The sequence below is a fragment of the Streptomyces roseofulvus genome, assembly GCF_039534915.1.
GTDB classification, from domain to species: domain Bacteria; phylum Actinomycetota; class Actinomycetes; order Streptomycetales; family Streptomycetaceae; genus Streptomyces; species Streptomyces roseofulvus.
The window spans coordinates 5,265,545-5,281,653 of the sequence record NZ_BAAAWE010000001.1 but is presented as its reverse complement, the minus strand read 5'-3'; the positions used below and the strand labels follow the sequence as shown (position 1 = coordinate 5,281,653).

Genomic DNA, 16,109 nt, shown 5'->3' with positions numbered 1-16,109 from the left:
TCTTACGCGGCTCCCGCGCCCCAGCGCCCGAGGACCGGCTCGGCCAGCGTGCGGGCGGGCACGCAGAGGGTCTGCCCGTGCCGGGCGAACAGCTCGTCGCGGGAGCCGAAGCGGCCCAGGTCGGCCAGGAGGTGGGCGGAGAGGTCACAGGCGCCGGAGACGCCGTCGCAGGCCGCCGGGGCGTCCCACTCGACCCTGGTGCGGGCCACGGCCTCGAAGAGCGTCTCGGCGCCGGTGTTGGCGAAACCGCCCTCCCCCGACGGGCCGGCGTGGTCGAAGAGGCCGGTGATCGGCACCCACCCGCCGTCCAGGCGGAACTCCGGCCAGGCGAGCAGCACCTCTGCCGGGACGAAGGGCCGCAGCCGCGGGAAGCGCGGGTACCAGAAGGAACCGTCCACCAGCAGCCCGCGCACGCGCGTGGCGGTGCCCAGCGACCGGGCGACCGCCTCCAGGACGGCCATCCGCTGGCTGCACGAACCGCGGCCGAGCCGCAGGGTGCGGGAGACCCGGCGCCGGTCCTCCACCGAGTAGACCGGCCGGACCTCGGCCACGAGCAGCCGGTGCGCCGTCCGGAGGCGCTCCCGGTCGGTCCGGTCGCCCCGTGCGGCGGCCTCCTCCCGCACGCGCGCGGTGAAGGCGACGGTGAGCGGGTGCGCGAGGTCCAGGACCGCGGTCGGCCGGGTCGAGCCCGGGGTCGGGTCGGCGGCGGGCTCCACGGCGGCGGGGCGGGCGGCCCCGCGGCTCCGGACGGGCATCAGCAGGCGGCTGGTCATGACGGTGCTCCCCCTCGGTCGGCGGTCGTGCGCCGCCGCCATCCTCCTCCCCCTCGCACGCGCGCGTGCGAGGGGGTCCCCGCGCGCGTGCGGCCGCCGGTCAGCCCGTGCGGAGCCAGCCGGCGCGGTAGGCGGCCCAGTCGCCGGGCTCCTCCGCGAAGTCGACGTACAGGGCGACGCCGAAGCGCTCGCGGCCCGGGTCGGTGCGGCCGAGGCCGAGGCGGACGCCCCGGACGCCGGCGGCGACGGTCTCCGCGTTCTCGTGGTGGCCCAGGTCGTCCTCGTGGAAGAAGGGCAGCCCCATGAGCAGGTCGGTGCTCTTCGGGGTGACCTCCAGGGCGAGCGCGGTCTGCTGGGCCACGTACCCGCCGTACAGGCTCTCCAGCGGCATCCAGGTGTCGTACGACATCACGGCGATCTGGTCCACCCGCCGGGCCACCTCGCCGAAGTACTCCTGCGACCACCACTTGCCCTGGTCCGAGAAGAGGCCGAGCGCGGAGTGGGCGCCCGGCAGCGGGTCGATCTGGTGGGCGGCGACGGAGAGCAGCGCCTTCCGCTCCCGGGTCAGCCTCCCGAGGCCGTCGAGCAGGACGAGGTAGTCGGCGTCGCCGGACTGGAGCGGCTCCAGGTCGAAGTGGACGCCGTCGAAGCCGGCGTCGAGGACCTGGCGGGCGGAGGCCGTGACGGCGTCGCGGGAGCGGGCGTCGGAGAGCCGCAGACCGGTCGGGCCGTCGTTCGCGAGCACGTCGCCGAGCCACGCCTGGACCCGTACGCCGGGCAGCTCGCGGTGGACGCCGTCGGTCAGCCACCGCGCGCGCGGGTGCCGGGCGGCGGGCAGGGTGCCGTCGTGTTCGAGCGGGCCGGCGTGCACGTACAGGTCCTTGATCCCGGTGCCCTTCAGCCGCGCGGCGAGGGCCTTCAGGTCGGCGTCCTTCTTCCGGCCGTCCACCCACGCGTGCCCGATCCAGTACGCGTCCCGGCCGCGCGTGCGGGCGTCGTCGCGGAGGTCGCCCGCGTAGCTGACGCGCAGGGCCAGCGCGCCGAAGAGCGGCGGCACCACGAGCAGCAGCACCAGCCCCAGCGCCCACCAGCGCCCCTTGCGCCACACCCGCTTCAGCCGTCCGTCCATCCGTGCCCCCAGAGCGTCAGGGGCCTCCCCGCCCGCCGGAGACCCTCGTGAAGATCGGCACTGACACGGACGTACGAACACCGCGGTCGGGTTCCGGCGGCGCCCGTCCGGTCGCGAGGCCGCATACCCGTACATAACCTCCCTTCTGTGACCCGAACAGCCATCCGAGCCCTGCTCGCGGTGCTGGTGGCGGTGTGGTGGCCGGTCGTGCCCGCCGCGGCCGGCGCCCGCGCCGACGACCCCGTCGTCCTCCCCGCCGACGGGCAGATCCTCGACCGGGTCGGCGCCCTCCGCGACCGGCGCCCCGAGGTCGCCGAGGCCCTCGACCGGCTCTACGACGACCGCCGGATCCAGCTCTTCGTGGTCTACGTACGGGACTTCTCCGGCCGCTCCGGGCAGGACTGGGCGGACGCCACCGCCGAGCGCAACGGCCTCGGCCGCGACGACGTGCTGCTCGCCGTCGCCACCCACGACCGGCGGTACGGCTACTCCGCCGACCCCGGCTCCCGCCTCACCCAGGCACAGCTCGACGACGTGGCCACCACCGCCGTCGAGCCCGCGCTCCGGGAGAACGACTGGGCGGGCGCCGCGATCGGCGCGGCCGACGGATACGCCGCCGTCCTGGCCGGCCGGCCCGTCCCCGCCCCGGAGATCACCCCCGGCCCCGCCGACCCGGGCGGCACCGACGAGACCTCCGCCACCGACCTGATCCTGCCGGTCGCCCTCATCGGCGGCGCCGGGGCGGTCGCCGCGTACGCGTACACCCGCCGGCGCCGGCGGACCGCGACCCGCACCACGCCCGGCGGCGGCCAGGGGTGGGGCCGGGGCGCGCAGCCCTCGGGGCCGTCCCTGGAGGAGCTGGACGGGCGGGCCCGCCGGACGCTGGTCGCCACCGACGACGCCGTCCGCACCAGCGAGGAGGAACTGGGCTTCGCCACCGCCCAGTTCGGCGAGGAGGCCACCCGCCCCTTCGAGGAGGCCGTGGGCTTCGCCAAGGAGCAGCTGACCGCCTCCTTCCGGCTGCGGCAGCGGCTCGACGACTCCTTTCCCGAGGACGAGCCCACCCGGCGCTCGATGCTGGAGGAGATCCTGCGCCGCTGCGCCGAGGCGGACGCCCGGCTCGACGCGGAGACCGAGGACTTCGACCGGCTCCGGGCCCTGGAGCGGACCGCGCCCGAGGCGCTGGCCGCCGTCGAGACCGCCTTCCGCGAGCAGACCGGCCGGGTCTCCGGCGCCGAGGCGGCGCTGGCCGCGATGCGCGAGCGGTACCCCGAGTCCGCGGCCTCGCCGGTCGCCGGCGACGTCGAACAGGCCAAGGACCGGCTCGTCTTCGCCACCACCCACATCAACCAGGCCCGCCAGTCCGTCGACGGCGGCGACACCGGCGCCGCGGCCGTGCACGTGCGGGCCGCCGAGGGCGCGGTCGACCAGGCGGCCCGGCTGATCGAGGCGGTGGACCGGCGGGCGCGGGAACTGACCGACGCGGAGGAGCGGCTGCCGGGCGCGCTCACCGAGACCGACGCCGACCTGGCGGAGGCCCGGGGCCTCCTCGAAGGGGCCGCGGAGGGCGCCTCGACGGGCGGGCTGCGGGGCCGGATCGCCCGCGCGGAGGCGGTGGCGGCGGAGGTGCGGCGGGCGGTGGAGGCGGGGCGGTACGACCCGCTGGACGCGCTGCGGCGGATCGAGGAGGCGGACACGGCGCTCGACGCGGCGCTGGCCGGCGCGCGGGAGCGCGAGTCCGGCGACGCGCGCGCCCGCGCACTCCTGGAGCAGGTGCTGCTGACGGCCCGTTCGGAGCTCGGAGCGGCCGCGGACTACGTCCAGACCCATCGCGGGGCCGTGGGCAGCGAGGCCAGGACCCGGCTCGCGGAGGCCCGGCGGCGCGTCGAGCGGGCGCGGGAGCTGGCGGCGGACGAGCCGCAGGCGGCACTGGCGGAGGCGCGGCAGGCGGACGCGCTGGCCCGGCGGGCGCAGGAGCTCGCCGAGCAGGACGTGCGCCGGTACGGGAACCCGAACGGGCTGGGCGGTGTAACAGGAGGGGGAGGGAGCGCGGGCGGCGGCCTCGGCGGCGCCGTGCTCGGCGGCATCATCCTCGGCGGGCTGTTCGGCGGGGGTTCCGGAAGGGGAGGGGGCGGGCGCGGTGGCGGTCTCGGGGGCGGCTTCGGGGGCGGAGGTTTCGGCGGCGGGCCGGGCAGCTTCGGCGGCAGCGGCACGCGCGGCCGGCGGGGCGGCGGAGGCCGCTTCTGATGTCCACGTCCACAGCACCCCACCTCGTACGACTCTGCAAGGAGCAGTGCATGAGCAAGCAGACCGTCCTCGGCCGCGTCACCCAGCTGGCGAAGGCGAACATCAACGCCCTCCTCGACCAGGCGGAGGACCCGCAGAAGATGCTGGACCAGCTGATCCGCGACTACTCGGGCAACATCACGGAGGCCGAGGAGGCCGTGGCGGCGACCATCGGCAACCTGCGGCTGATGGAGCAGGACCACGCGGAGGACGTGGCGGCGGCCGCCGAGTGGGGCGGGAAGGCGCTGGCCGCCAGCCGGAAGGCGGACGAGCTCCGGAGCGGCGGGCGGACGGCGGAGGCGGACCGCTTCGACAACCTCGCCAAGGTCGCCCTGGGCCGCCAGCTCCAGTCCGAGAAGGAGGCGAGGACGGCCGAGCCGACGATCGCCGCGCAGACCGAGGTGGTGTCCCGGCTGACCTCCGGGCTGGACCAGATGAGGGCCAAGCTGGCCGAGCTGCGGGCCAAGCGGGACGAGCTGGTCGCCCGTGCCAGGTCGGCGCAGGCGCAGAACACGATGATGGACGCGGTGAAGGACATCGACGTGCTGGACCCGACGAGCGAGCTGAGCCGCTTCGAGGACAAGGTGCGGCGGGAGGAGGCGCGGGCCCTCGGCAAGCAGGAGCTGGCCGCGTCCTCGCTGGACGCCCAGTTCGAGCAGCTGGACGCGCTCGGGGACGAGGCGGAGATCGCGGCCCGGCTGGCCGCGCTCAAGGCGGCCTGAGCCGCTCCCGCGCCGCTCAGAACATGCTGAGGAGCTGGTCCACGGTCGGTTCGGCCGTGGGCCCGCCGCCGGGGAGGGCCAGCTCGAACCAGACGGTCTTGCCGCGCGGGGTGCGGCGCGAGCCCCAGGAGGCGGAGAGCAGCCCGACGAGCTGGAGGCCGCGGCCGCCCTCGTCGGTGTCCTTGGCGCGGCGGCGGCGCGGCTGGACCAGGCCGGCGTCCCAGACCTCGCAGACCAGGGTGCGGTCGCGCAGCAGCCGGAGCCGTATCTCGCCCTCGCCGTACCGCAGCGCGTTGGTGACGAGCTCGCTGACGAGCAGTTCGACGGTGTCGACGAGCGCGTCGAGGCCCCAGGCGGTGAGCTGGGTCCGGGCGAGCTCGCGGGCGCGGCCGACGGAGCGGGGCTCCCGGGGCAGCCGCCAGTCCCCCACGGCCTCGGCGGGCAGTCCCCGGATACGGGCCATCAGGAGGGCGATGTCGTCCTCGCCGTGGCCGGTGTCGAGGGTGGAGAGGACCCGGTCGCAGACGTCCTCCAGGGGTCGGGCCCGGTCGGCGAGGGCCCGCTTGAAGGCGCCGAGTCCCTCGTCGAGGGGGTGGTCGCGGGATTCGACGAGGCCGTCGGTGTAGAGGGCGAGGAGGGAGCCCTCGGGGAGTTCGACCTCGACCTCCTCGAAGGGTTCGCCGCCGACGCCCAGCGGCATCCCCGGGGGCACGTCGAGGAGCAGGGCGTCCTCGCCCGGTTCGACGAGGACCGGCGGGAGGTGGCCGGCGTTGGCGAAGGTGCAGCGTCTGGTCACCGGGTCGTAGACGGCGTAGACGCAGGTGGCGAGGTAGACCTCGGAGAGTTCGGGGCCGCGGTTCTTGTTCGCCCGGGACTGCTGGGCGCCGATGGGGGCGCCGAGGCCGCGGGCGATCTCGTCGAGGTGCGAGAGGACCTCGGCGGGTTCGAGGTCGAGCTGCGCGAGGGTGCGCACGGCGGTACGCAGTTCGCCCATGGCGACGGCGGCGCGCAGGCCGCGGCCCATGACGTCGCCGATGACCAGGGCGGTGCGGTGGCCGGGGAGTTCGATGACGTCGAACCAGTCGCCGCCGACCTCGGTGGCGTCGGTGCCGGGGAGGTAGCGGCAGGCGATGTCGAGTCCGGCGGCCACGGGGTCGCCGGGCGGGAGCAGGCTGCGCTGGAGGATGAGGGCCCGCTCGTGCTCGCGGCGGTAGAGGCGGGCGTTGTCGATGCAGACGGCGGCGCGGGCGGCGAGTTCCACCGCGAGGGCCCGGTCGCGGTCGCCGAAGGGTTCGCTGCCCTTGGTGCGGGAGAACTGCACGAGGCCGACGACGGTGTCGTGGGCGACCATCGGGACGGCCAGCGTGGAGTGGACGAGGTCGCCCTCGTCGCCGGGCACGTTCCGCACGCGGCCGGTGCGCAGCGCTCCGGCGGCGGGCGAGTTGAAGGGATAGCGGTGGACGGCGCCGACCTGGATGGGGACGGAGCCGCCGCCGTCGCCGGCCGGTCCGTGGCCCTCGTCGGTCCTGAGGGGGGTGTCGGAGACGGCGCTGGCGAAGGCGACCCGGCGGAGTTCGGCGCTGCCGGCGCCGTAGCCGACGTCGTGGGAGCTGCCCCAGCGGCCGGGCGGGGCCTCGTCGCCGGTGAGCAGCCCCTGGTAGAGGTCGACGGAGGCGAGGTCGCAGAAGCCGGGGACGGCGACGTCGAGGAGCTCGCGGGCGGTGGCCTCCAGGTCGAGGGAGTTCCCTATGCGGGATCCGGCCTCGTTGAGGAGCGCGAGGTTGCGGCGGGCGCTGGCGGCTTCGCGGGCCGCGTTCTGCCGGCGGGTGACGTCGATGCCGAGCCCGGCGACGCCGACCGGGCGGCCGGAGCCGCTGTGCACCCGGTAGAGGTTGATGGACCAGTGGCGGCGGACCCGGGCGCCGGGCGCGGCGCCGGTGATCCGGAGGTCGGTGACGGAGTCTCCGGTCTCCAGGACGCGGCGGAGGGCGGCGGTCATCCGGTCGGCCTCGGGCTTGGCGAGGTAGTCGTGGACGCCGCGGCCGCGGTGGTCGTCGGCGTCGCCGCCGAAGACGGCGGCGAAGCGCTGGTTGGCGCGCTTGACGGTGAGGTCGGTGCCGAAGAGCAGAAAGCCGAAGGGTGATTGGCCGAAAATGGCCTGGGAGGCGGCGAGGTCGGTCTCGATCCGGCGCAGCGCCCGGACGTCGACGACGATGCAGAGGGCGGCCCGTTCGCCGGTCGCGGTCTCGCTCGGCATCACGTACATCTCGGCGATGCCGTGCGGCCGGTCCTGCTCCGGCGCTCCGGCGGGGCCGGGCATACGGAAGGGGACGAGGCCGGTCCATTCGCGGCCGTCGAGGATCTCCTTGACCCGCTGGTGGCCGCGATCGCGCAGCTCGGGGGGCATGAACGCCTCGACGGGGTCCTTGCCGCGGGCCTCCTGGGCGGTGACGCCGAAGAGGTCGGCCGCCCGGCTGCTCCACTGGTCGACCCGTCCGTCGGGCCCGAGGGAGAAGGAGGCGACCCGGATGTAGTCGTAGATCGAACCGGGCGGGCTGCTCTGCCACACGACGCCGCCCGTCGTCCTGGATATCTCGCTCACGCGACCGTCCCCTCCAGCTCACCGCACCGGACCGGCCATGCCCGCAGTATTCAGCACCGCGGGCTCCGGCGGCACGACGTCCACGATCACAGGGTGGTCTCGGTCGGCTCCTGACCCGCTCCGGTGATCGTCGTCCCTCTCTCTTTACTCACCAGGGAGAGCCAGCTCGAACCATACGGTTTTCCCGGTGGCGCCCTGCCGGGTCCCCCAGCGGCGTGCGGAACAGGCCACCAGACCGAGCCCGCGGCCCCCCTCGTCGTCGGGTCCCGCGGGCCGCTCGGTGGGCGGATCCGGAAGCGGATCGGAGACCTCCACGAGGAGCGCGGAGTGCCGGGGCGGGTCGGTGGCGGCACCTTCGGCCCGCAGGATCCGCACGCCGATGGGCCCGGAGGCGTACCGCAGCGAGTTGGTGACCAGCTCGCTGACCAGCAGGACGGCCACGTCCCCCACGGCCGCGTCGACCTCCCAGGAGCGGAGGGTCTCGCGGACGGCGTGGCGGGCGGTGCGCACGGCGTCGGCCTCCGCCGGGAAGTTCCACTCGGCGCGGACGCCGTCGGTGTCGATCACACGCGATCACTTCCCCAACCGTGGTGCGGCAGGAAGAGGATCACCCTCTCCCGAGGGACCAATGGGGACATACCCGGAATTCAGGGCGAAATATCCCTCCAGGGGCGGTCACGGGCGCACGGTGGCACGAACGGCGTAGGGAGGGCGCCGCGCGCCCGCCCTAGGGGCGCGCGGCGGGGAGTCTGAGCGCCGCTTCCGCGACCGCCGGACGGTCCTGGTCGAGCCAGTCCACGGTGTCCAGTTCGTGGCGGGCGAGCCAGCGGAGCTCGTCGTGGTCCTCCAGGGGGCGGGGTTCGCCGGAGCGGAGGCGTGCGGTCCACACCCGCAGCACATAGCCGGGCCTGAGGGGCCATTCGCCGGGGATCCGCTCGCCGGGAACGGCCTCGACGCCCAGTTCCTCGCGCAGTTCGCGGACGAGGGCGTCCTCCGGACGTTCGCCGGGCTCGACCTTGCCGCCGGGCAGTTCCCAGCGGCCGGCGAGGTCGGCGGGGGCGCTGCGGCGGGCGGCGAGCAGCCGGCCGCCGTCGAGGAGGGCGGCCGCGACGACGACCACGGCACCGGTCCCGTGGTCGGGTCCGGTGCCGTGGTGGGTGGTGCTTTCGGTCATGCCCGCGAGGGTAGCCGGGGCGTCAGCTCGCGGGTGCCGCGCGCTCGACCCAGTAGAGCTGCTTGTGGCCGCGGGCGTCGAGCGTGTCCGCGATCTTCTGGGCCTCGTCCTGGGTCGCGTACCGCCCCACCCGGTAGCGGTTGCCGTTGTCGTCCTGCCGTATGACGAGCCACGGTTGGACGGCGCCGCTGTCGGTCATCAGGCTTCTCCCTCCGCCGGGCCAGACGTCAGCAAGGATCTCCGGGAAACCTCGATCCGCATATGCCCGAGCTTACGCCTGACCTTCACACAGCGGATACGTGTTTTCACCAAGAGACACGGATCGGCCGGGAACCGACGGAAGGCGGCCGAAGGTCACATGCCGGGCGCCGCCCCGGGGAGGGTGGGCACCGGCAGGAGGACGGGACCCGCGGCGCGGGCGGGGTCCTTGCGGCAGGCGTCCCCGCAGTCGGCGTCGAGGGAGCAGCAGAGGGAGCAGACGGGGCCGGAGCGGACCGGGCAGTCGGCGATGTCGGGCAGCTCGTACGCGGTCTCGCACTCGGCGCAGGTGTGGGTGGCCCGCTCGTCGGCGACGTCGGCTCCCGGACCGTTCACCGGGTTGGGGCGCGCCAGGTAGTAGCGCCCCTTCGTCGCCCAGGCGATCAGCGGGCAGAGGACGAGGGCGAGGCCGGCGGCGATGAAGGTGGAGAACGCCTCGGCGTAGCGGCCGAAGAGGCCGAAGAAGGCGAGGATCGAGACGAGGGAGGCCACGGCCATGGCACCGAAGCCGGCGGGGTTGACCGCGTACAGGTAGGCCCGCTTGAACTCGATGTACGGCGGGCTCCAGCCGGCCCGCTTGTTGATGACGAGGTCGGCGGCGACGGCGACGATCCAGGCGATGCCGACGTTGGAGTAGAAGCCGAGCAGCTTGCCGAGGGCGGCGAACATGTCCATCTCCATCAGCGTCAGCGCGATGGCGAGGTTGAGGAAGATGTACCAGACCCGGCCGGGGTGGCGGTGGGTGATCCGGGAGAAGAAGTTCGACCAGGACAGCGAGCCGCTGTAGGCGTTGGTGACGTTGATCTTGATCTGGGAGACGATCACGAAGAGCGCGGCGGCGGGCAGCGCGAGGCCGCCGAGCCAGGGCTTCAGCGCCTCGATCTGCGGCGCGATCGGCTCCAGGGCGTGGGTCCTGCCGACCGCCTCCAGGGCGACGAAGGCGAGGAAGGCGCCGCCGAGCTGCTTGGCGGCGCCGATGACGACCCAGCCGGGTCCCGCGGCGAGCACGGCGAGGTTCCAGCGGCGCCGGTTCGCCTCGGTCTTCGCCGGCATGAAGCGCAGGTAGTCGGCCTGTTCGCCGATCTGGGCGATGAGCGAGAGCGCCACTCCGGTGCCGAGGCCGAAGCCGATCCAGGAGAAGCCGGAGCCGGCGCCCTCGGTACCGCCGAAGGAGGCGAAGGCGCCCCAGGCGTCCGGGGCCTCGAAGGCGAGGACGACGAAGGGCAGGACCAGGCCGACGAGCCAGATCGGCTGCGTCCACGCCTGCACCTTGGCGAGCGCGCCCATCCCGCGGAAGACGATCGGGATGACGATCAGCGTGGTGACGAGGTAGCCGATCTCCAGCGGCAGCCCCACGGCCTGGTGCATGGCCTGGGCCATGATCGAGCCCTCGAGCGCGAAGAAGATGAAGGTGAAGGAGGCGTAGATGAGCGAGGTGAGGGTGGAGCCGAAGTAGCCGAAGCCGGCGCCCCGGGTGATCAGGTCCATGTCGAGGCCGTAGGTCGCGCAGGCCCGGGCGATGGGGATGCCGGTGAGGAAGATGATCACGGCGGCGGTGAGGATCGAGGCGAGACCGCTGGTGAAGCCGTAGGCGAAGACGATCGAGGCGCCGATGGCGAAGTCGGCGAGGTAGGCGATGCCGCCGAGCGCGGTGCCGGCGACGGTGCCGGGCGACCAGCGCCGGAACGCGTGCGGCGCGTAGCGGAGCGAGTAGTCCTCGCGGCTCTCGTCGGCGGCGAGCTTCGCGTAACTGCGCCGGGGCCCGGCCGGCGCCGGGGGCGCGCCCGGCCCCGGCGGGGCGGTGGATCCGCGCTGCTCGGGGGTCGGTTCCGGTCCCGCGGCGGCGGGCGGCTCCGGTTCCGAGGTGGGCGTGGTGACGGTCTCCGCCATGGGGGCTCCTGTCGTCCGGCCGGGTCGCGGGTACGGGGCAGGAAACTAGGAGCCGGTTGTGACGGGGCCTCACCGCCCGGCGTTGCCGGGCGGTAACGCGCCCTGACGTGCCGTTAACTCCCGGTCACGGGAGCGGACACGCCGCTCCGGTCAGCGGACCGGGAGGTGGTAGGAGAGGCGGTAGCGGTCGGCGGGGACGACGATGTCGGCGGTCTCCACCGCCAGGCCGGAGGCGTAGAAGGTGCGCTCCACGACCATCACCACGTGGCCCGGCACCCCGCCGAGGACGAGCAGCTCCTCGGCGAGGCCGGGCCGGGCGCCGACCTCCTCCACCACGTTGTCCACGACGACGTCGATGGCGGCCATCCGCTCGACCACGCCGCAGCCGCCGAGCGGCCCCTCCTCGGGGAGCATGACCGGGGTGCGGCCGGTGACGGCGAGCGGCTCCCAGGAGGTGGCGACCATCATGGCCTCGCCGCCGTCCCGGTAGACGTACCGCGTGCGCATCACGCGGTCCCCCGGCTCGATGCCCAGCCGCGCGGCGGTCTCCCGCCCGGCCGCCTCCTGCTCGCTGCGCGCGTCCCAGGTGCCGCGCGCACCCTCGGCGGCCTGCTCCTGCCGGAAGGGGGTGGCGCCGGACGCCGGGCGGTAGCCGGAGCGGGCGACCCGGCGGGGCACCGGCCGCTCCCGCACGTACGTCCCCGAGCCAGAGCGGCCCTCGACGAGGCCCTCGGCCATGAGCACCTTGCGGGCCTCCAGCGCGACGGTGTCCGACACCCCGTACTCCTCGCGGATGCGTGCCTGCGAGGGGAGGCGGGTATGCGGCGGGAGCGAGCCGTTCGCGATCTTCTCCCGCAGATCGCTCGCCACGCGCAAATAGGCGGGCTGCTCACCGAACGTCACTGGACACTCCCCTCAGGTTGACAGACAGCTACAGCCTGACAACCGACGGTGGCCATCCGCAAGCATGGGCCAGAGTTTCACCCGAAGTGATGAAGGTGAATCGGGTCCGCCCGACCCCTTGACCCCTATTGGTCTGGACCAATAACTTCCTGCTGCGCGTCCACGCTCCATCCCGCCTCGCACAGGAACGAGCCCATGCGTCCCAGAGTCCTGACCACGCTCACCCTCGGCACGGCCGCGGCCGCCGCCCTCGGCCTCCTCGCCGGCCTGGCCCCCGCCGCCGGCGCCCACCCCGGCCCCGGCCCCGGCCCCCGGCCGCCCGCCGCCGAACACGCCCTCAAGCGGGTCGGCTACTTCACCCAATGGGGCATCTACGGGCGGAACTTCCAGGTCAAGGACCTGGAGACGAGCGGCTCCGCGGCCCGGCTGAGCCACATCAACTACGCGTTCGGCATCGTCGACAAGGCCGGCAAGTGCGTCATCGGCCCCGTGCCCGGCTCCGACCCCTGGGCCGACTACGTCCGCCCGGTCGACGCGGCCGGCTCCGTGGACGGCACGGCCGACACCGCCGAGCAGCCGCTGGCCGGCAACTTCAACCAGCTGCGCGAGCTGAAGGCGAAGCACCCGAACCTCAAGGTCATGATCTCGCTGGGCGGCTGGAGCGGGTCGGCGTACTTCTCCGACGCCGTGCGCACCCCCGAGTCCCGCAGGGCCCTGGTCTCCTCCTGCATCGACCTGTACATCAAGGGCGACCTCCCGCGGGACGGCGCCCGCGGCGGCGCCGGAGCCGCCGCCGGCCTCTTCGACGGCATCGACCTCGACTGGGAGTGGCCCGGCTCCGAGGGCAACCCGGGCAACGTCATCCGCCCCGAGGACAAGGTCAACTTCACCGCCCTGGTCCGGGAGTTCCGCACCCAGCTGGACGCCTACGGGCGTTCGCTCCCGCAGCGCAGGCACTACGAGCTCAGCGCGTACGTGCCCACCGCCCCCGCCAAGATCGACGCCGGCTTCGAAGTCGCCAAGATCATGCGGGACTTCGACTTCGTGAACCTCCAGGGCTACGACTTCCACGTCTCCGGCGAGGCGACCACCGCCCAGCAGTCCGCGCTCTTCGCCAAGAACGACTGGAGCGTCGAAGGGACCGTGAGGTCGTGGCTGCGGCGCGGCGCCCCGGCCCACAAGCTGGTGGTCGGCATGCCGTTCTACGGCCAGGGCTGGACCGGCGTCACCGGCGGCGGCGACGGCCTCGGGCAGCCCGCCGCGGGCCCCGCCCCGGCGACCTGGGCGCCCGGCTCCGAGGACTACAAGAACCTCAAGAAGCTCGCGGAGTCGGGGACGTACACGCTCCACCGCGGCCACCGCGGCGGGCACGCCTGGCTCTTCGACGGCACCACCCTGTGGACCTACGACGACCCCGCCGTGCTCCGCACCAAGGCGAACTGGGTCCGCACCCACGGGCTCGGCGGCGCGATGGTCTGGTCGCTCGACGGCGACACCGCCGACGGCGAGCTGATGGGCGCCATCGACCGCGGCCTCACCCGCCGCTGAACCGCCCCCGCTCCCCCGGGACCGCCCGCCGGCGGCTCCCGCGGGGCCGCGGACCGGGCCGCCGGCGACGGCGCGGCCGGGGCACGGGACGGCGGCTGGTCACGGGCCGCCGTCCCCCGCCCCGGCGGCCGCCTCCCGGCGCCGGAACCGGTCCGCGCACGACGGGGCCGGGTCTCTCGCGCGAGACCCGGCCCCGTCCACGTGTTCCCGGGGACTCAGGCGGAGCCGTGCTCGCCCGGGACCACCGGCGGCGCGTCCGTCAGGTCCAGGGCCCGGCGGACCTCGGCGCTGCCGGCCTCCGGCAGCAGCTCCCAGGCCCGGTCGTACTGCTTCCAGAACGTCTTCGCGTCCTTCGCCTCCGACAGCTTCGCCCACTGCTTCGAGGCCGCGTCCAGGCTCGCCAGGTAGCCGCGCATCGGGGCCTGCGCCTCCTTCTCCCAGACCCGGCCCCGCAGGCCGGAGCGGGCGGAGTCGAGGGCCGCGCGCACATCGGCCGCCCAGACGCGGTTGGCACCGAGGTCGTCCTCCGGATCGTCCTCCGGCTCCTGGTAGACGGCGTCCTCGACGGGGTTCACCTCGGTGAGGAAGGCGAGCTGGTCGGGGGTGAGCGTGGTGCGGTCGGAGCGCAGCGAGCCCGTCGTGCGCCGCTCGCCGCCGAGGCCGCAGGCGATGCGGCGCTCGCCCCCGCGCCACGACTCGCGGTCCGGGAAGTAGTAGAGGCTCATGGTGTCGGCGTCCAGCGCCCAGGTGTCCAGGGCGTACTCGGCGGCCATGGCGTCGCACCGCTGCTCGCCGACCCGCTCCAGCTCCTTCTCGCCGGGCCAGCGGTCGAAGGCCGTGACCTCGAACCGGCCGGTGATCTCGCCGTCGTGCGACTCGGCGCAGTCGACGACCCGCACGCCGCGGGTGTACCGGTCCCGGGAGTCGTCGACGAAGCACTCGCCGGTGCGCAGCTCGATCGGCGACCGGGCGGAGGCGGCCTCCCGCATGCCCTCGCCGAACTCCCGCACGGCCACCTGGAGCTGGCCCGTGATCAGGCCGACGAGGACCAGCAGGGTGCTGATCGAGGAGAGCACGATGCCGGCGATCGCCAGCCCCTTGCCGCCCTGTCCGCGCTTCTTGATCTGCCGGAGCGAGAAGACGCCGAGGACGAGGCCGAGGGGCGGCAGACAGCAGACGATGCCGCTGACGAGCGAGCCGATGGCGAGCCCGTTGGTGGTGGCCGGCGGCGGCCCGTAGGGCCCGTAGGGCCCGTAGGGCCCCGGCCCGCCCGCGTAGGGCATGCCGGGCGAGGTGTACGGACCCGGTGCCGCGTACGGGCCGGGTCCCGGGTACGTGCCGGGCGCGGGGTACGCGCCCGGCACGGGAGCGCCCGGCGCGGCGGACGTCCCCGGCTCGGGCGGCTGGGGCGGCTGGGTCGGCTCCACGGGTACGGTGCTCCTGTAGGGGCGGGGACGAACAGACGATCGGGCGCGCATCGTACGCGGTCCGGGGGCGGGGGCGGCCATGCGGGGCACGGAGCGGACGACCGGCACGGCCACGGGGCCGGCGCCGAGCTGGACGCCGTCCGTCCCGGGCGGGACCGTGCGGGCGGTGAACCGCCTCACCGCCCGCTGGGCCGCCTCGCTCCCCGCCGGACCGCGCGGCACCGTCCTCTCCGCCGCCGCCGTCTGGCCCCTGCTCGCCCTCCTCGCGGACGGCGCGGCGGGCCCGGCGCGGGCCGAGCTGGAGGACGCGGTCGGCATGCCCGCGGACCGGGCCGCGGAGGCGGCGCGCGAGCTGGTGGCGGCGCTGGACCGGATCCGCGGCTCGACGTCCGCGATCGGCCTGTGGGCGCGGCCCGAACTGCCGCTGCGCGAGCGGTGGGTGGCCGGGCTGCCGAGCACCTCGCTCGGCCGGTTCACCGGCGACGACACGGCGGACAGGGCGGCGCTGGACGCCTGGGCGGCGGAGCGGACCGGCGGGCTGATCCCGCAGATGCCGGTGGAGATCGACGAGACGGTCCTGCTGGTGCTCGCGGCGGCCCAGACGCTGCGGACCCGGTGGCTGCGCCCCTTCAACGACTTCACGCTGATGCCGGAGACCGGTCCCTGGGCCGACCGGAGCCTGGTGGGGCTGTACCGCCGGACCAGTCTGCTGGACCGGGTCGGCGTCGCGGAGACGCCCGCCGGGCCGCTGACGGTCCTCCGGGTGCTCGGGGACGCCGGGATCGACGTCCATCTGCTGCTCGGCGCGGAGGGTGCCGCGCCCGGCGCGGTGCTCGCCGCGGGGGTGGGGGTGGTCGGCGGGGCGCATCCCGTCGTGACCGGCGATGCGCTGCCGCTCGGAGAACCGGGGCCGGGGCTTCGGGTGGAGCACGTGCGCAGCAGCACGCGCCGGCCCGTACTGGCGGTCGCCACCCCCGCGTTCGACCTCACCGCCGAGCACGATCTGCTGGCCTCCGCGGCCGTGTTCGGGCTGAGCGCGGCGACCGACCGCGACCACGGCCACTTCCCCGGCGTCAGCGACGGGCCCCTGGCGCTCGGCCAGGCGGCGCAGGCCGGGATGGCCCGCTTCACCCGCGAGGGCTTCGAGGCGGCGGCGGTGACCGTGATCGGCGCCGTCGTCGGCGCGGCCGAGCCGCGCCTGCGGTACCGGGTCCGCCGGGTGGAGCTGGACGTGGAGCGGCCCTTCGGCTTCCTCGCCGTGCACCGCACCTCGCGGCTGGTGCTGTCGGCGGGCTGGGTCGTCGACCCGGTGGAGTACACCGAGGCCCCGTACGCCTACGACGAGGACGACGAGGACGACGGGGACTAGCGACGCGGAAGGGGCGGCCACCCGTGGT

13 protein-coding genes are annotated in these 16,109 nt (G+C 74.9%); 4 read left to right on the top strand and 9 right to left on the bottom strand.

Features of this window, described 5'->3' with window-relative positions; translation table 11 throughout:
• Positions 1–2: 2 nt before the first annotated feature.
• Together ABFY03_RS24580 and ABFY03_RS24575 are read right to left on the bottom strand one after the other, a co-directional pair.
• Positions 3–773: a transglutaminase domain-containing protein gene (locus ABFY03_RS24580; protein ID WP_346170864.1), complete on the bottom strand. Its 771-nt coding sequence runs from the start codon at positions 771–773 to the stop codon at positions 3–5.
• A 100-nt stretch (positions 774–873) separates the two neighbouring features.
• Positions 874–1,902, bottom strand: a complete 1,029-nt coding sequence (locus ABFY03_RS24575; protein WP_319012403.1) for a glycoside hydrolase family 18 protein — start codon at positions 1,900–1,902, stop codon at positions 874–876.
• A 147-nt stretch (positions 1,903–2,049) separates the two neighbouring features.
• Between ABFY03_RS24575 and ABFY03_RS24570 the strand changes: the two genes are divergently transcribed.
• Together ABFY03_RS24570 and ABFY03_RS24565 are read left to right on the top strand one after the other, a co-directional pair.
• Positions 2,050–4,149, top strand: a complete 2,100-nt coding sequence (locus ABFY03_RS24570; protein ID WP_346170863.1) for a TPM domain-containing protein — start codon at positions 2,050–2,052, stop codon at positions 4,147–4,149.
• Positions 4,150–4,199: 50 nt separating this feature from the next.
• Positions 4,200–4,910, top strand: coding sequence for a PspA/IM30 family protein (locus ABFY03_RS24565; protein WP_319012401.1), 711 nt, complete (start codon positions 4,200–4,202; stop codon positions 4,908–4,910).
• A gap of 16 nt (positions 4,911–4,926) precedes the next feature.
• Here ABFY03_RS24565 and ABFY03_RS24560 read toward each other — a convergent pair whose 3' ends face one another.
• The 6 genes from ABFY03_RS24560 to ABFY03_RS24535 form a co-directional block, all read right to left on the bottom strand.
• On the bottom strand, positions 4,927–7,512 hold the full coding sequence (locus ABFY03_RS24560) for a SpoIIE family protein phosphatase (RefSeq protein ID WP_346170862.1): 2,586 nt from the start codon (positions 7,510–7,512) through the stop codon (positions 4,927–4,929).
• Positions 7,513–7,656: 144 nt separating this feature from the next.
• Positions 7,657–8,079: an ATP-binding protein gene (locus tag ABFY03_RS24555; RefSeq protein ID WP_319012399.1), complete on the bottom strand. Its 423-nt coding sequence runs from the start codon at positions 8,077–8,079 to the stop codon at positions 7,657–7,659.
• Positions 8,080–8,239: 160 nt separating this feature from the next.
• On the bottom strand, positions 8,240–8,686 hold the full coding sequence (locus tag ABFY03_RS24550) for a (deoxy)nucleoside triphosphate pyrophosphohydrolase (protein ID WP_346170861.1): 447 nt from the start codon (positions 8,684–8,686) through the stop codon (positions 8,240–8,242).
• Positions 8,687–8,708: 22 nt separating this feature from the next.
• Positions 8,709–8,885, bottom strand: a complete 177-nt coding sequence (locus tag ABFY03_RS24545; protein ID WP_319012397.1) for an SPOR domain-containing protein — start codon at positions 8,883–8,885, stop codon at positions 8,709–8,711.
• 155 nt (positions 8,886–9,040) lie between these two features.
• Positions 9,041–10,834 (bottom strand): purine-cytosine permease family protein, encoded by a 1,794-nt coding sequence (locus tag ABFY03_RS24540; protein WP_319012396.1) that lies wholly within the window; start codon positions 10,832–10,834, stop codon positions 9,041–9,043.
• A gap of 150 nt (positions 10,835–10,984) precedes the next feature.
• Positions 10,985–11,737, bottom strand: coding sequence for a GntR family transcriptional regulator (locus ABFY03_RS24535; protein ID WP_319012395.1), 753 nt, complete (start codon positions 11,735–11,737; stop codon positions 10,985–10,987).
• 195 nt (positions 11,738–11,932) lie between these two features.
• Here ABFY03_RS24535 and ABFY03_RS24530 point away from each other — a divergent pair, with 195 nt between their 5' ends.
• Positions 11,933–13,285, top strand: a complete 1,353-nt coding sequence (locus ABFY03_RS24530; RefSeq protein WP_346170860.1) for a glycoside hydrolase family 18 protein — start codon at positions 11,933–11,935, stop codon at positions 13,283–13,285.
• Between the two features lie 215 nt (positions 13,286–13,500).
• On the opposite strand, the gene ABFY03_RS24525 is transcribed toward ABFY03_RS24530, so the two are convergent.
• Positions 13,501–14,712: a DUF4190 domain-containing protein gene (locus ABFY03_RS24525; protein WP_346170859.1), complete on the bottom strand. Its 1,212-nt coding sequence runs from the start codon at positions 14,710–14,712 to the stop codon at positions 13,501–13,503.
• 166 nt (positions 14,713–14,878) lie between these two features.
• On the opposite strand from ABFY03_RS24525, the gene ABFY03_RS24520 reads away from it, so the two are divergent.
• Positions 14,879–16,081: a serpin family protein gene (locus ABFY03_RS24520; protein WP_346170858.1), complete on the top strand. Its 1,203-nt coding sequence runs from the start codon at positions 14,879–14,881 to the stop codon at positions 16,079–16,081.
• Positions 16,082–16,109: the final 28 nt, after the last annotated feature.

Bases quoted from the DNA above. Each gene is read 5' to 3' on its own strand.
- ABFY03_RS24580 (WP_346170864.1), bottom strand. From the start codon at position 773: ATGACCAGCCGCCTGCTGATGCCCGTCCGGAGCCGCGGGGCCGCCCGC.
- ABFY03_RS24575 (WP_319012403.1), bottom strand. From the start codon at position 1,902: ATGGACGGACGGCTGAAGCGGGTGTGGCGCAAGGGGCGCTGGTGGGCG.
- ABFY03_RS24565 (WP_319012401.1), top strand. From the start codon at position 4,200: ATGAGCAAGCAGACCGTCCTCGGCCGCGTCACCCAGCTGGCGAAGGCG.
- ABFY03_RS24550 (WP_346170861.1), bottom strand. From the start codon at position 8,686: ATGACCGAAAGCACCACCCACCACGGCACCGGACCCGACCACGGGACC.
- ABFY03_RS24545 (WP_319012397.1), bottom strand. From the start codon at position 8,885: ATGACCGACAGCGGCGCCGTCCAACCGTGGCTCGTCATACGGCAGGAC.
- ABFY03_RS24540 (WP_319012396.1), bottom strand. From the start codon at position 10,834: ATGGCGGAGACCGTCACCACGCCCACCTCGGAACCGGAGCCGCCCGCC.
- ABFY03_RS24530 (WP_346170860.1), top strand. From the start codon at position 11,933: ATGCGTCCCAGAGTCCTGACCACGCTCACCCTCGGCACGGCCGCGGCC.